Genomic DNA, 14,949 nt, shown 5'->3' on the forward strand with positions numbered 1-14,949 from the left:
ACCCCTTTGAAACAGGCCGTCTGAAAAACAGGTTTCAGACGGCCTTTAACAGTAGCTTGGTTTTAAGCCAAAGCCACTTCCAAATTATCAATCAGGCGCGTGGTACCCAAACGGGCGGCGGCAAGCACCACCAATTCTTTATCGCCAACATGAGCCACTGCCAAGCTGTGTGCATGGCGGATTTCAACGTAATCAACTACCCAGCCGGCATCGGTCAAACGGCGGATACATTCGGCCTCAAGCTGGGCGTAATCCAGATTGCCGTTTTTCAGGGCGGCGGCAATGTTTTGCAACTCTTGATAGAGGCGTGGCGCTTCTGCGCGCTCTGCTTCGCTTAAATATTGGTTGCGGCTGGAAAGTGCCAGGCCGTCTGAAGCACGGCCGGTGTCGACCGGGACGATTTCGATATTGAAATTCAAGTCTTCGACAAAGCCTTTGATAATCACCAGCTGCTGATAGTCTTTTTTACCGAAACAGGCGGTATCGGGTTGAACAATGTTGAACAACTTAGTCACAACGGTCGCAACGCCGCGGAAATGGCCCGGACGGAATTTGCCGCACAATTCGTTTTTCAGGTGCGGAGGCTCGACATTGAAACGCTGTTCCACATTCGGATACAGCTCTTTTTCATCAGGCGCAAATACGACGGCAACGCCCTCGCCTGCCAATTTGTCGGCATCTTGTTGCAAAGTGCGCGGATATTTGTCGAAATCTTCGCCTTGTCCGAATTGCAGGCGGTTGACAAAAATGCTGACCACAACGTTATCGGCACGTTTTTTTGCTTCGCGCACCAGCGCAAGATGGCCTTCGTGCAGATTGCCCATGGTCGGTACAAATGCCACTTTTCCGGCAGTTTTGCGCCACTCGCGCAATTCTTTAATCGTATGAATGATTTGCATGGTTTGAAAAATCCTTTATCTTTTCCGCCGCTTCATCTACGGAAATCACGCGCCGATTATACGCTTTTATTCATCAAAAAGGCCGTCTGAAATAAGTTTCAGACGGCCTGTTTTTTATTTTATCCGGCAAACGTATGTTCGACAGATGGGAACGTTTTTGCTTTGACTTCGTCCACATAGGCTTTGACCGCAGCTTGAACGCTGTCTTTGCCCTGCATAAAGTTTTTCACGAATTTGGCGGTTTTACCGGGGAAAATGCCGAGCATATCGTGCATCACCAAAACCTGACCGTCGCAATCCACGCCTGCACCAATACCGATGGTCGGGCAAGAAACGGTTTCGGTTACTTTTTTCGCCAACTCTGCAGGAACGCATTCCATCAATACGATTGCCGCACCTGCCGCATCATGCGCTTTGGCGTCGTTGAGCAACGCTTCCGCCTTGTCGCCCCGGCCTTGTACTTTATAGCCGCCGAATGCAAACACGGATTGCGGAGTCAGGCCGATGTGGGCGCAAACAGGGATACCGCGCATTTGCAGAAATTCAGTGGTCTCCGCCATCCAGACACCGCCTTCGAGCTTGACCATATGCGCGCCGGCCGCCATCAACTCTGCCGCCGCCGCAAATGCCTGCTCTTTGCTCTGCTGATATGCGCCAAACGGCAAATCACTGACAATCATGGCATTTTTAGTGCCGCGAGCCACGCATTCAGTGTGGTAGCACATATCCTGCAAGCTCACCGGCAAAGTAGATTGACGACCTTGTACCGCCATACCCAAAGAATCGCCGACCAGCAATACATCCACGCCAGCATTGTCCATCAGCGCGGCAAAGCTGGATTCATAAGCGGTCAGCATGGCGATTTTTTCGCCCTCTGCTTTCATTTTTTGCAAAGTGTTTACGGTAATCATGGTGTTTTGTGTGTTCCGCCCGACGGGCAGCCCTTTGTTGTAATGGAAACGCGGTATTATAAGGTCTGCTTTTAAAATATCAAAGCATAAGCAAAAAGCCCGACTGCTTTCACAATCGGGCTTTTAATTGGTGCCGGCACCAAGAGTCGAACTCGGGACCCCCTGATTACAAGTCAGGTGCTCTACCAACTGAGCTATACCGGCTTACTGAAATGCCTTGCGGCACCATCAGTCTTTAACTGGTGCCGGCACCAAGAGTCGAACTCGGGACCCCCTGATTACAAGTCAGGTGCTCTACCAACTGAGCTATACCGGCAAGGAAGTCGGCATTATGCCGATAAGTTCCCATCTTGGCAAGCATTTTAAAACAAAGTTACTCACGAAATTATAAAAACCAATGATTTTAAAGAAAATTAAATACACGCCTTATCTTCCAATTCAACACACACAAAGGCCGTCTGAAAACCGCCCCAGCGCAAAACATCATTGTTTCTGTTAAAATAACGCCTTCTACATCTTTCCGTCTTTGCCCATGCCACCCCGCCATCCTTACCGCCGCTTGCGCCCAGCCAAATCCCATCTGCCCGAAGTCGGCATTTCCGAAGAAGGCAATATCCGTTCCCTGCACTTGGGCAGCGACACCATTCAAAGCTCTATGAATGTCGATCATCCGTCCGAGCTGGTGTTGTCGTACAGCCGCGCCATGATGGGTTGGCTGCTGTTTGCAGAAACCCCGCCCAAACACATCACCCAAATCGGTTTGGGCGGCGGCTCGTTTGCCCGTTGGATAGACAGCTACCTACCCGATACCAAGCAAACCGCCATTGACATCAATCCGCAAGTCATCGCCGTGGCGCGCAGCCTGTTTGAATTGCCGCATGAAGGTGAAAATTTTGAAATTATCGAGGCAGATGGCGCGGAATATATTAAAGTGTTCCGCCACAATACCGATGTGATTTTGGTAGATGGTTTTGACGGCGAACAGATTATCGATGCTTTGGTGGAAGAGCCCTTCTTCCAAGACTGCCGCAATGCCCTCTCTCCAGACGGCGTATTTGTTACCAACTGGTGGAGCGGCGACCAGCGTTATCAACGCTTTGTCGAACGCCTGCTCAACGTCTTTGACGGCCGCGTACTCGAGCTGCCTGCAGAAAGCCACGGTAACGTAGCGGTCATGGCGTTCCAAAGCAGCCCCAAAGAGCAAAATCTCGACAACTTAAAAAAACGCGCCGAAAAATTAAGCGAAAAATACGGCTTGGACTTCAAACGGATGCTTGCTGATTTGAAAGCCAACAATCAAAACAACGGCAAGAATTTTTATCTGTAAACCGCTTCAGGCCGTCTGAAAAAACAAACAAGGACACACTCATGCTCAAACCCGACATCATTCAAATCCCCGGCCCAGCCGGTTTGCTGGAAACCATCTACCTGCCAAGCACACAAGAATCCGCACGCGGCGTTGCCGTCATCAACCACCCCAATCCCCTGCAAGGCGGCACCAACACCAACAAAGTCATCCAAACCGCCGCCAAAGCCCTCAGTCAACTCGGTTTTCATTGCTACCTGCCCAATTTGCGCGGCGTAGGCAATAGCGAAGGCGAACACGACTACGGCCGCGGCGAAACGCAAGACTGCATTGCCGTTATCGACTACGCCCGCGCGCAACATCCAGACGCACCGCAATTCGCCCTAGCCGGCTTCTCATTCGGCGGCTACGTTTCCACCTTTGCCGCCCAAGAACGTACGCCTGATTTACTGTTGCTGATGGGTGCCGCCGTCCATCACTACACCGATCGCCCGGAACCATCCAACGTTCCCGATGTCGCCAAAACATTGATGATTCATGGCGCGGAAGACGAAGTCGTCAAAATCAACAAAGCCCTGACATGGGCAAAACCACAAGACCTGCCGGTTGTAACCATTGCCGGCTCGTCCCACTTCTTCCACGGCAAACTCATCGTTTTGCGCGATACGATTACACGGTTTGCACCGGCTTTATTAGGCCAAAATATAGCTACAAAATAAAACAAGGCCGTCTGAAAGCTTTTTCAGACGGCCTTGTTTGTATAAAACCTTATTATCTAAATATCAGGCTCAAGTATTAAAAAACCATCAAGGATTGTCTGCTTAACATATCAATTCTGAGCCAACCAATACTGCAAACCAATCAAAGTCTTACCATCTTTGATTTCATCGTTTGCCAATGCATTGCGCACCTCTTCCTTGCTCATCAGGACGGTTTCTGTAATTTCATCCTCATCATTGCTCAACTCACTGCCCAAACGCACACCTTGCGCTTGGTAGAGATACATTTTTTCATCGCAAAAACCGACTGCAGTATAAAAGGAGTACAACAGTTTGACGCTGTCGGCGACATATGGCGTTTCTTCCGCCAACTCACGCAAAGCGCATTCGGCAGGATCTTCGTCCGCCACATCCAATTTACCCGCCGGCAATTCCAACGTCGCCTGATCGGCGGCATAACGCCATTGGCGAACCAAAACAACTTTGCCGTCTTCCGTTTCCGCCAACACACACGCAGCACCCGGATGACGGATCACAACCCGCTGGCTTTCGTTGCCATTTGGCAGGCGAACCCGATCACGACTGATGGTAACAAAAGAACCTTCGTAGATTGGCTCACTGCTTAATTTAGTTTCTTTCAAATCCATTTTTTACCTCATTTCCAAATTATTAAATATTAAAGGCCATCTGAAATTTTACAGAAATAAACTCAGAGGATGCCTTTTCTAATAGTTACCGCTGATGTCGTTGTTGCAAACGCTCCGTATGTGTTCGCAGCTTTTCACTATTTGCTTGGTAGTCACTTGAAGACAATACAGCAACTATTGCCTCTACCTCATGAGGAAGCAATAAGGCCGTCTGAAAATTCTTAATATAAGCCGCTGCCTGCCTAATACGGCAAACATTTGGTGGCATTTTCGATTTCAACTCACAATCACCTAAGAAAACTACCATTGAATGAAACTTCTCCTCAGGAAATTGCAATAGTTCTGACAATGCTTTGATATGAGCATAATTCTGACGCAACGGGTTTTGGAAATAATGTTTCTGTTTATAGATGATTTGCGTCCATTTAGATTGCTTTTCACTACCAAAAATCCAACCTGTGTAATTTTTAGTTTCTATCACAAATATCCCAAAAATTGAGACATAAATATGATCAATTTGTGTCGTACCATCTCGAGATGGAATAATTAAATCGTGAAACTCAAAATAAGTTTTCTCATCTAAATTTTTTCCAATTACAGAACGAACTGCTATTTCCCCCATGCTTCCCTTTATTTTAGGATTTCTCAACAGTGCTTTTAATAAAAGCAAAGGAATAATGATCAGAAAAATCCAAAATATACCTGACATACTTCCCAATATTTGTTCAATCATGACGTTTTCTTTTTTATTTAAAACTAAAAATTTATATATTTATGGTTTATTCCCGAGCGCGTTCAATTTCAATACCGACCTGCGCCACATCAGGCAAGATACCCGGCTTCACAATACGGACGCGCACTTTGGCCGCACCAAAATCATTTAAAATCAATTGGGCGATATGCTCTGCCAACGTTTCCAGCAGTAAAAAATCCTGTTCGGCAAGGTTGCGGCGTACGACTTCGCATACTTCGCCATAATGAATGGTATCGCTGATATCGTCGCTCGTGAAGGTACGTTCGGAAACACTGATTTCCAAATCCAAAATCAAAGTCTGTTTACGCTCGCGTTCCCAATCATATACGCCGATTAAAGTATCGGCCTTCATGCCGTACAAAAAGATTTTATCCATTTGCCTGTCCATTTTTTTGATAGAATAACCGTTCCCATTTTAAGTAAAGCACCCAAAATGTTCAATGTACTCGCCATTATTGCCGCCTATCTTATCGGCTCCCTATCTTTTGCCGTCATCGTATCAAAATATTACGGCATGGACGATCCGCGCACTTACGGCTCCGGCAACCCCGGTGCCACCAACGTCTTGCGCAGCGGTAAGAAAAAAGCGGCCGCACTGACCTTGCTCGGCGATGCAGTAAAAGGCTTGGTTGCCGTCATCTTGGCTCGTTGTCTTCAAGATGCTTTAAATTTGTCTGATGCAACGATAGCCCTGGTCGCCATCGCCGCATTGGTCGGCCATATGTGGCCAATATTTTTCAATTTTAAAGGTGGCAAAGGCGTAGCCACCGCATTAGGCGTCTTGCTCGCCCTCTCCCCCGCAACCGCCCTACTCTGCACCTTGATTTGGCTGGTCATGGCATTCGGTTTCAAAGTATCCTCCCTCGCCGCACTGGTCGCCACCGTCTGCGCACCCATCTTCGCCTTTTTCATGATGCCACACGCCTCTTGGGCATGGGCAACCGTATTCATTGCCGCATTGGTGTTGTACCGCCATAAAAGCAATATTCAAAACCTGATTCAAGGCAAAGAAAGCAAAATCGGGGATAAAGCCGGAAAATCTTAAAAACGTAGACATATTCAAATAAAAGGCCGTCTGAAAGTATATTTTTCAGACGGCCTTTTATATTACTCAATGATTAGAATGGAATATCGTCGTCGATATCATCAACCGGAGCGGTCGGTTGTGCCGGAGCGGGACGACGGACTGGGGCGGCTGGGGGTTCTTGAGCTGGGGCAGATTGGTATTGCTGTTGTGGCGCTTGTTGGTAACTGCCTTGGCTTGAATGGCCGCCTTGGTTGTAGCCGTCATCATATGGTGCGCCGCCGCTGTTGTCGTTGCGGCCGCCAAGCATTTTCATTTCGTTGGCGATGATGTCGTAAGCGGTGCGCTCGATGCCGTCTTTGCCTTGGTATTTACGACTTTGGATACGGCCTTCCAGGTACACTTGGCTGCCTTTACGCAGGTATTGACCTGCAATTTCGGCGAGTTTGCGGTACATGGTAATGTTGTGCCATTCGGTACGTTCTACGCGTTGGCCGTTGCGGTCGTTCCAAGTTTCGCTGGTGGCAACGCTGAAATTACAGACGGCCTCGCCGTTAGGCATATAGCGGACTTCCGGGTCGCGGCCGAGGCGGCCGATGAGGATAACTTTATTCAATGACATTTTACACTCCTGTGATAATTTTTTCGGCGGCCTCTTGGTCGAATCCTTTTTGCAAGGCCTTGATATAAATGGTTTGTTTGTCTGCGCTAAAGCTGATGCTTTCAACGCCTTCAATTTCAGTCAATTTTTGGTAGAGCAAATCCGGATTTTGTTGCCATTCGGCGTTAAGCGGATAGCTGAGGTTTTTGACAGGTTTTGGTGCCGGCGAAATGACTGCCAATACCAGCCACAGCAACATCAATACGCTACAAAAGGCAAATACGCCTACAAAACCGTATTTTTGGAACAATAAACCACCGGTTGCGCCGCCGACAAATAAGCCGACCGACTGCATGGTGTTATACACGCCCATCGCGGTGCCTTTCAAATCGGACGGAGCAATTTTTGACACCATAGACGGCAGGCTGGCTTCCAATACATTGAAACCAATAAAGTAAACAATCAGATAAGCGGTAATCAACCAGACCGAGTGCATTCCAAACAGCAAACCGATTTGCGCTGCGGCAATGCAGATGATACCAAGGATAAACACTTGTTTCAGTTTGTTGCGCGTTTCGCCGACGATAATCAGCGGCACCATAATAATCAGGCCGGTAATGGTTGACGGCAGATAAACTTGCCAGTGATGGATTTTTTCCAAACCCAACTGCGTCATGGCAAACGGCAATGCTGTAAATAAAGCCATTTGCGCCGCATGCAAGGCAAAAATACCAAAGTCGAGATTGAGCAGTTGGCGGTTTTTCAATACCTCACCCATACGCGAAGGCTGAGCCTGCATGTCTTCGTGCATTTTTGACACTTCCGGATCAGGGGTCATCCAGGCAACTACGCCGATACTGATTACAGTCAGAATACCGGTCAGCGCAAACAGGCCGGATACGCCGATAAAGCTGGCAATCATCGGTGCCAGCACTAGGCTGACGGAGAAGGTCAAGCCGATACTCAGGCCGATCATCGCCATCGCACGCGTCCGCACTTCATTACGGGTCAAATCCGCCAGCAAAGCCGTTACCGCCGCGCTGACGGCACCCGCACCTTGAATGGCACGCGCGGCAACCAACATCTGCAGGCTGTCGGCAACTGCGGCCAAAAAACTACCCGCCGCAAATACAATCAGGCCGGCATAAATCACTTTTTTACGGCCGAACTTGTCGGAAGCCATGCCCAAAGGCAGCTGCAGCAAAGCCTGTGTCAGCCCGTAAATACCCATCGCCATACCGACCAATGCTTTATTATTTTCTGCGCCGGGCAACGAAGCGGCATACATTGCCAAGACAGGCAACACCAAAAACATCCCCAACATACGCAGTGCGTAAACGCCGGAAAGTGTGGTACTGGCACGCCACTCGTGCGGAAACATTTGGATGCGGTTATCTCTTGCCATAAATAATGTTTCAGACGGACTTAAGTTTGCGAAAGGCCGTCTGAAAGTGTGAATTAACAGATTTTCTGATTATACAGGATTCAAAGGAATTGCATGGGGTCAAATCGCAAACCTGCTTCATCGGTATAAAACGGTTTCAACTGAAAACCAGCATCACGCAAGATCTGCCCTATCCCATTTATCCCGAATCAACCCCACTGCCATCTATTTCGCCACGCGCCTAACACGGCATTTGGATATTTGTTACTGCCCAAGCTGCCGTTAAACCTTGCCAAAGCACGGACAATATTGCCTTTTTCGATATTGTTGTAATGGCGCAGAATGGTGCAGCCATAGCGCAGATTGGTGCGGATATCGAAAAGATTGTGCGACGGATTGCCGATATAGTTTTTCCAAAACGGCATCACCTGCATCAAACCTCGTGCGCCCACGCCGCTGATGGCATATTGGCGAAACGCGCTTTCCACTTCAATCAAACCCAAAATCACTTGGGTGTTGAGTCCGGCACGACTGCTTTCATATTGAATATTGACCAACAAACGGCGGCGCTCGCCCTCATCGGGAATAAAGCGTGCCAATCTGGAAGACATCGCCGCCAACCAACGCTCCCCTTCCCTCGAATCGGCAAACACCAGCCGCGCAGGGCTGGCGCTATTGATCGAACTGCGCATCACGGAAGCCACATCATCCGCCAGCGTTTCTTCACGTTGCGCTCCTGCCCATGCGGTCGCAGGCGTCAAAAGCATGGCTCCGCCCACTTGCAACAGGCGGCGGCGCGATAAAAATAAGGAATCTTGGTTTTCCGATTTCATGTGTTTTCTCTTTTTAGGCCGTCTGAAAAGTTCAGACGGCCTTTGATATATTTGCTTAAAATCAGCATTATAAAATACATCTATGAGCAGAATCAAAGAGCTGTATTCCTTTTATTGTCAAGTGATACCGCCTCAAGTAACATTTAGGTTTTTCTAATCAAGCGGTATTTTTTATGACCACCACTCCCGCCAACGTTTTAGCCTCCGTCGACTTGGGTTCCAACAGTTTCCGCCTGCAAATTTGTGAAAACAACAACGGCCAGCTGAAAGTCATCGACTCGTTCAAACAAATGGTTCGCTTTGCCGCCGGCTTGGACGAACAAAAAAACCTGAGCGAAGCCTCTCAAGAACAAGCCTTGGAATGTTTGGCAAAATTTGGCGAACGCCTGCGCGGATTCCAACCCGAAAACGTGCGCGTGGTGGCCACCAACACTTTCCGTGTCGCCAAAAACATCGCCCAATTCCTGCCTCGTGCCGAAGCGGCGTTGGGCTTCCCCATCGAAGTCATTGCCGGCCGTGAAGAAGCGCGTCTGATTTACACCGGCGTAGTACATACCCTGCCGCCCAAAGGCGACAAAATGCTGGTTATCGACATTGGCGGTGGCTCGACTGAATTTGTCATCGGCTCGGATTTGCAACCGCTGACCACAGAAAGCCTGCCTTTGGGCTGCGTAACGTACAGCATGCGCTTTTTCCAAAACAAAGTGACTGCCAAAGATTTCCAAGCCGCCGTTTCCGCCGCGCGTATCGAAATCCAGCGCATCAGCAAACTGATGAAGCGTACCGGTTGGGATTTCGCCATCGGCACGTCCGGTTCGGCAAAATCCATACGCGACGTTTTGGCAGCCGAATTGCCGCAAGAAGCCGACATTACCGCCCAAGGCATGCGTTATCTTGCTGATAGGATTATCGAAGCCGGTTCGGTTAAAAAAGCCAAATTTGAAAACCTCAAACCCGAACGCATCGAAGTTTTTGCGGGCGGGTTGGCCGTGATGATGGCCGCTTTTGAAGAACTCTCGCTGACCAAAATGACCGTTACCGAAGCCGCCCTCCGCGACGGCGTGTTCTACGACTTAATCGGCCGCAGCCTCAATGTCGATATGCGAGAACAGACAACGGCAGAGTTCCAAAAACGCTACCACGTCAGCCTCAACCAAGCCAAACGCGTTGCCGATACCGCACAAGCCTTCATGAACAGCCTGTGCCACGCCAAAAACGTAACCGTTCAAGAGCTTGCCTTATGGAACCAATACCTTAGCCGCGCAGGCCGTCTGCATGAAATCGGCTTGGATATTGCCCATACCGGCTATCACAAACACTCCGCCTACATTCTCGAAAACGCCGATATGCCGGGCTTCTCACGCAAAGAGCAAACCATTTTGGCGCAACTGGTTATCGGCCATCGCGGCGACCTCAAGAAAATGGCGGACATTATCGGCAACAACGAAATCATGTGGTGTGCCGTATTGTCCCTGCGCCTGGCCGCCCTCTTCTGCCGCTCGCGCCTGCCGCTTGATTTGCCGCCGCAAACCCAGCTTCGCGTCGATGAAAACAACCACAGCTTCATCTTGCGCATCAACGCCCAATGGCTGGAGCAACACCCCCTCATCGCCGATGCGTTGGACTATGAAAGCGCACAATGGCAAAAAATCGATATGCCTTTCTCGGTTCAAGCACAATAAACCGCGCTCCGTTATAATAGGCAGCTTTTCAAAATCCAAACCGCAGGCCGTCTGAAAACGACAGCCTGCCATACATCAAGGAAAACCATGAGAAAACCTCAACGCGGCTACGCCCGCCAAGACCGTGTCAAAGAACAAATCATGCGCGAGCTTGCCGAACTCGTCCGCACCGGCCTGAAAGACCCGCGCGCAGGCTTCATCACCATCAACGAAGTCGAAGTAACCCGCGATTACAGCCACGCCACCGTGTTCTACACCGTCCTCGACGACAGCACACGCGACATTACCGAAGAAGCTTTGGAACACGCCAAAGGCCATTTGCGCAGCGAATTGGCCAAACGCATCAAACTCTTCAAAACGCCCGAGCTGCACTTCAAATACGACGAATCACTCGAACGCGGCATGAGCATTTCCAGCCTGATCGACCAAGTGGCGGCGGAAAAACCGGTTGAAGATTGATTGATTAAAACACGCAGGCCGTCTGAACCCTTTCAGACGGCCTGAACATTAATATTCCCTAATTAATATGACCAATAAACCCACCAAACACCCGGTCAACGGCGTCCTTCTCCTCGACAAACCTGAAGGCCTTTCCAGCAACACTGCCCTGCAAAAAGCACGGCGCTTGTTCCGTGCCGAAAAAGCCGGGCATACCGGCGTACTCGATCCTTTGGCCACAGGGCTTTTGCCTGTTTGCTTCGGTGAAGCGACCAAGTTCGCCCAATATCTGATTGATGCCGACAAAGCCTATACGGCCACGCTGAAACTGGGCGAAGCCAGCAGCACAGGCGATGCAGAAGGCGAAATCGTTGCTACCGCACGCGCCGATATTTCATTGTCCGAATTTCAGACGGCCTGCCAAGCCTTAACGGGCGATATCCGCCAAGTGCCACCGATGTTTTCCGCCCTTAAACACGAAGGCAAACCGCTGTACGAATACGCACGCAAAGGTATCGTTATCGAACGCAAAGCGCGCGACATCACCATTTACTCCATTGATATCACTGAGTTTAATGCACCCAAAGCCGTGATAGACGTACGTTGCAGCAAGGGTACCTACATCCGCACCCTCAGCGAAGACATCGCCAAACACATCGGCACATTCGCCCACCTGACCGCCCTGCGCCGTACTGAAACCGCCGGATTTACCATTGCCCAAAGCCACACGCTCGAAGCCTTGGCAGAATTAGACGAAGCCGAACGCGATGCCCTGTTGCTGCCTTGCGATGTTTTGGTGCAACATTTCCCCAAACTTGAGCTAAACGACTACGCCGTTACCATGCTCAAACACGGCCAACGTCCCCAGTTCACCGACGACATTTCCGCCGAACAGCCTATCCGTGTATACAACCGAGACGGCACATTTATCGGGCTGGTGGAATATCAAAAAGAAATAGGCCGTCTGAAAGCCTTGCGCCTGATGAATACCGCCGACCAATAACTTCCTGCAAAGAGAGCCGATCATGAAAGTCTATACCGCCGCCCAAATGCGCGAACGCGAACAAGCAGCCGTCGATAAAGGCACGAGCTTCGACCAACTGATGGAAAACGCCGGCAGCTCTGCCGCCCAAGACCTCATGCAGCGTCATCCCCAAGCCGGACGCGCCCTGATCGTTTGCGGCAAAGGCAACAACGGCGGCGACGGCCTAGTCATGGCAAGATATATGCAGGCGCAAGGTTGGCACATCGATATTCTATTTTCACTCGGAGAAAACCTCTCCCCTTTGGCTCAAACCAATCGCGAACGCCTCAACGGTTTGCCCCATATTGAATTGATATCCGTCCAAGAACTGGAAGGCCGTCTGAAAAACGGTTACGACATCATTATCGAAGGCATATTCGGCACAGGCTTCAGCGGTGCGCTTCCAACCGAAATCGCCGCCCTCTGCCGCCAACTCAATCATGCAGACGGCCTGAAAGTTGCCCTCGATATTCCCACCGGCCTCAACTGCGACACCGCCGAAGCCGATCCTGACACATTCCGCGCAGACCTGACCTACACCTTTGCCGCCTACAAACCGGCACACTTAAGCGAATCCGGCAAAACCTATTGTCAAGAAACCGTCTGTTTGCCTATTGGCATTGATTAAAAAAGCAAATAATATGTCATATTTAAATCGCTTTATTTTTAGAAACAACACATTCTAAAAAAACACGCGAATTAATTTACAAGCCAATCATCAACAACACGGAAACAGACAATGAACGAACAAGAATACCGCCAAACTTTTAAAGAAGATCAGGCTGTCGGCTGGGAAGCTATCGATTCTGCGCTTAAAGCACTTTATGGAGATGTCAAACCACGCTCCTATGGTCCTATAATCAAGTATTGGTTGGGAGGCACCGATCCACTGGACAATAGCGACATTTTTGATTGTGAAGAGCAAACCTTCCATCGCCATATTGTTTCCTACGGCATGAGCGAACTTTACTTTAATCCAGAACTTGCCGGTGCAGATTACAGTAAATGGGGATTTGAATTTACCTTCCGCACTCCCCCTTACGATCAGGATCCAGATTCCGACTACAACACTAAACACGAGCCTTATTGGGCAGTCAATATGATGAATAACCTTGGTCGTTACGTTTTTGAAAGTGGCAACTGGTTTGAAGCCTACCACTTTACTTCAACTAACGGCCCTATCCGAATGGATACAGAAACCGCCATCGTCGGCGTAGCCTTCGCACCAGACCCCAAGCTGCCCGCTATCAAAACGCCAAACGGCGAAGTTCAATTTCTGCAGATAGTCGGCCTTACCCAGCCTGAGCTTGACTGGCTCTGGCAAGATCCAACAACCAAACGTTGCCAAGAGCTGATCGATATGATGCGCAAAGACAATCCGCTGTTGATTACCGATTTAGCGCGTACAAAAAGCTATGTACAACCCTAATTGATAAAGCCAAAGGCCGTCTGAAAACAGATTTTCAGACGGCCTTTGGCTTATATTTCAAATAAAAATAACAACTTACTTACAAATCTGCGCCAATTTAATCCCCAGTGCCGTCAAACCAAACGAACCGAAAACATGCAGACAGGTTGCCATCAAAGCCATGCCCCAACGTTGCGCCTGCATCAAACCCACCATTTCCACTGAAAAACCTGAAAATGTGGTCAAGCTGCCGAGAAAGCCGGTAATCCAAAGCAAACGCCATTGCGGATCGGTTAAAAGTTCCGCCAACACACCAATCAGCAGCGCGCCCAACCAGTTTGCCGCCAATGTACCGATAGAAAAAGGCGCAGAAGACACCAGCACCAAGCTAAACAGCCAACGCAATACAGCCCCGACAGCGGCACCGCAAACAATGGGAAAAATATACGCAAACATAACACGTTAAATATTCAATTCAAAAAACAGGCCATCCGGTCATGAGGCCGTCTGAAAACCAAGCAAGGATGCCTTCATATCTTATTGCCAAATCTTAGGCGCGGATTTCAAATACCTGTCGTCATCGAAAGTACAAATCCATTGCGGCTTGAGCGCGATAAAAATGGCTGTTGAAATACCGCTCAAAAATGCCTCTGCCCAAGCGATTAAGAAGAAAACAGGAAAAGCGGTTTTCCACAATACCGCCGTATCAAATACATCCGCCCAGTCCAACAAACCGACCAAAATTACGCCGGTAAACACCATACCGACCGCCGCAGCCCAAAAACCATTCAGAAAAATAAAGATAAAGATATTGGCAGGCAATCGCGATACCCAATGGCGGAAACCCAAGTTCACCAACAAAGGCGGAAGCAATACGGACAAGGCATTGATGGGGAACATATGCCAATCGCCCCAAAGCCACAAATACGGAAAAAACAGTAAAACGCCAAGGCAGAATGCGGCAGAGGTGCCCAGCATTAAAGCCGTCAGGTTCAAGGCGAGCAAATGATAGCTCATGCCGGCCAGTTGTCCGCTTTCCGGGGAGGCATTCAAACTCCAAGCCAGCGGCAACATCACGGCAGCCACCAAGAATGCGGAACGATGCTGCGATACCGACACCCATGCCTGCTTTGCACACAAAGCAAAAATCACCAGCAACACAGGCCATGCCGCCATCACGACACCAACGGGAAACCATCCGTTTTGAAAAATCATCATCTCATCCGCAAAATGTTCAGACGGCCTATTATACGCGTCTCAAGCCATAGCTTTGACAATCCTGTCTGCCTTTGCCGTTAAAGCTTGTTTCGGCTGGTTTT

At 49.4% G+C, this 14,949-nt stretch carries 18 protein-coding genes and 2 tRNA genes; 8 read left to right on the plus strand and 12 right to left on the minus strand.

The genetic code is table 11. The features are described from left to right. Window positions 1-62 precede the first annotated feature (62 nt). The 4 genes from panC to DBY97_RS01310 form a co-directional block, all read right to left on the minus strand. Window positions 63-899: a pantoate--beta-alanine ligase gene (gene panC / locus DBY97_RS01295; RefSeq protein ID WP_107857179.1), complete on the minus strand. Its 837-nt coding sequence runs from the start codon at window positions 897-899 to the stop codon at window positions 63-65. Window positions 900-1,018: 119 nt separating this feature from the next. Further along, the gene (gene panB / locus DBY97_RS01300) at window positions 1,019-1,810 is read right to left on the minus strand and encodes a 3-methyl-2-oxobutanoate hydroxymethyltransferase (protein WP_049333454.1); all 792 of its coding nucleotides are present in this window, start codon (window positions 1,808-1,810) and stop codon (window positions 1,019-1,021) included. Window positions 1,811-1,938: 128 nt separating this feature from the next. Then, a tRNA-Thr gene (locus tag DBY97_RS01305) sits at window positions 1,939-2,014 on the minus strand. Between the two features lie 36 nt (window positions 2,015-2,050). Then, a tRNA-Thr gene (locus tag DBY97_RS01310) sits at window positions 2,051-2,126 on the minus strand. Window positions 2,127-2,342: 216 nt separating this feature from the next. Between DBY97_RS01310 and DBY97_RS01315 the strand changes: the two genes are divergently transcribed. Together DBY97_RS01315 and DBY97_RS01320 are read left to right on the plus strand one after the other, a co-directional pair. After that, window positions 2,343-3,137 (plus strand): polyamine aminopropyltransferase, encoded by a 795-nt coding sequence (locus tag DBY97_RS01315; protein WP_107810602.1) that lies wholly within the window; start codon window positions 2,343-2,345, stop codon window positions 3,135-3,137. Window positions 3,138-3,178: 41 nt separating this feature from the next. Beyond that, window positions 3,179-3,835: an alpha/beta hydrolase gene (locus tag DBY97_RS01320; protein WP_107857180.1), complete on the plus strand. Its 657-nt coding sequence runs from the start codon at window positions 3,179-3,181 to the stop codon at window positions 3,833-3,835. Between the two features lie 110 nt (window positions 3,836-3,945). On the opposite strand, the gene DBY97_RS01325 is transcribed toward DBY97_RS01320, so the two are convergent. The 3 genes from DBY97_RS01325 to folB all read right to left on the minus strand — a co-directional run bounded on the left by DBY97_RS01325 (window position 3,946) and on the right by folB (window position 5,612). After that, on the minus strand, window positions 3,946-4,482 hold the full coding sequence (locus DBY97_RS01325) for an NUDIX hydrolase (protein WP_107857181.1): 537 nt from the start codon (window positions 4,480-4,482) through the stop codon (window positions 3,946-3,948). Window positions 4,483-4,567: 85 nt separating this feature from the next. Then, complete coding sequence (locus DBY97_RS01330; protein WP_107857182.1) at window positions 4,568-5,215, minus strand: nuclease-related domain-containing protein; 648 nt, start codon at window positions 5,213-5,215, stop codon at window positions 4,568-4,570. Between the two features lie 46 nt (window positions 5,216-5,261). Beyond that, a complete protein-coding gene (folB, locus tag DBY97_RS01335; protein ID WP_107857183.1) occupies window positions 5,262-5,612 on the minus strand; it encodes a dihydroneopterin aldolase in 351 nt (116 codons plus the stop codon). A gap of 57 nt (window positions 5,613-5,669) precedes the next feature. On the opposite strand from folB, the gene plsY reads away from it, so the two are divergent. Beyond that, on the plus strand, window positions 5,670-6,281 hold the full coding sequence (gene plsY, locus DBY97_RS01340; protein ID WP_070459903.1) for a glycerol-3-phosphate 1-O-acyltransferase PlsY: 612 nt from the start codon (window positions 5,670-5,672) through the stop codon (window positions 6,279-6,281). Window positions 6,282-6,354: 73 nt separating this feature from the next. Here the strand turns inward: plsY and DBY97_RS01345 are convergent, their stop codons facing one another. From DBY97_RS01345 to DBY97_RS01355, 3 genes are all read right to left on the minus strand, one after another. Then, the gene (locus tag DBY97_RS01345; RefSeq protein ID WP_107857184.1) at window positions 6,355-6,882 is read right to left on the minus strand and encodes a single-stranded DNA-binding protein; all 528 of its coding nucleotides are present in this window, start codon (window positions 6,880-6,882) and stop codon (window positions 6,355-6,357) included. Between the two features lies 1 nt (window position 6,883). After that, entirely contained in the window at window positions 6,884-8,266 is a 1,383-nt protein-coding gene (locus tag DBY97_RS01350) for an MFS transporter (RefSeq protein ID WP_107857185.1), read from the minus strand. A gap of 188 nt (window positions 8,267-8,454) precedes the next feature. Beyond that, window positions 8,455-9,078, minus strand: coding sequence for a lytic transglycosylase domain-containing protein (locus DBY97_RS01355; RefSeq protein WP_039863563.1), 624 nt, complete (start codon window positions 9,076-9,078; stop codon window positions 8,455-8,457). A gap of 173 nt (window positions 9,079-9,251) precedes the next feature. Here DBY97_RS01355 and ppx point away from each other — a divergent pair, with 173 nt between their 5' ends. The 5 genes from ppx to DBY97_RS01380 all read left to right on the plus strand — a co-directional run bounded on the left by ppx (window position 9,252) and on the right by DBY97_RS01380 (window position 13,651). Further along, entirely contained in the window at window positions 9,252-10,760 is a 1,509-nt protein-coding gene (gene ppx / locus DBY97_RS01360) for an exopolyphosphatase (RefSeq protein WP_070749621.1), read from the plus strand. 87 nt (window positions 10,761-10,847) lie between these two features. Continuing rightward, complete coding sequence (rbfA, locus tag DBY97_RS01365; protein WP_003685554.1) at window positions 10,848-11,219, plus strand: 30S ribosome-binding factor RbfA; 372 nt, start codon at window positions 10,848-10,850, stop codon at window positions 11,217-11,219. A 67-nt stretch (window positions 11,220-11,286) separates the two neighbouring features. Then, window positions 11,287-12,201, plus strand: coding sequence for a tRNA pseudouridine(55) synthase TruB (gene truB / locus DBY97_RS01370; RefSeq protein WP_107857186.1), 915 nt, complete (start codon window positions 11,287-11,289; stop codon window positions 12,199-12,201). 22 nt (window positions 12,202-12,223) lie between these two features. Next, window positions 12,224-12,850, plus strand: coding sequence for an NAD(P)H-hydrate epimerase (locus tag DBY97_RS01375; RefSeq protein WP_107857187.1), 627 nt, complete (start codon window positions 12,224-12,226; stop codon window positions 12,848-12,850). A gap of 111 nt (window positions 12,851-12,961) precedes the next feature. Beyond that, window positions 12,962-13,651, plus strand: coding sequence for a suppressor of fused domain protein (locus DBY97_RS01380; protein ID WP_107857188.1), 690 nt, complete (start codon window positions 12,962-12,964; stop codon window positions 13,649-13,651). Between the two features lie 75 nt (window positions 13,652-13,726). Here DBY97_RS01380 and DBY97_RS01385 read toward each other — a convergent pair whose 3' ends face one another. Then, the gene (locus DBY97_RS01385) at window positions 13,727-14,086 is read right to left on the minus strand and encodes a CrcB family protein (RefSeq protein ID WP_107857189.1); all 360 of its coding nucleotides are present in this window, start codon (window positions 14,084-14,086) and stop codon (window positions 13,727-13,729) included. Between the two features lie 81 nt (window positions 14,087-14,167). Beyond that, a complete protein-coding gene (locus DBY97_RS01390) occupies window positions 14,168-14,845 on the minus strand; it encodes an energy-coupling factor ABC transporter permease (RefSeq protein ID WP_070826816.1) in 678 nt (225 codons plus the stop codon). Window positions 14,846-14,949: the final 104 nt, after the last annotated feature.

This window comes from Neisseria subflava, assembly GCF_003044645.1.
Classification (GTDB): domain Bacteria; phylum Pseudomonadota; class Gammaproteobacteria; order Burkholderiales; family Neisseriaceae; genus Neisseria; species Neisseria subflava_B.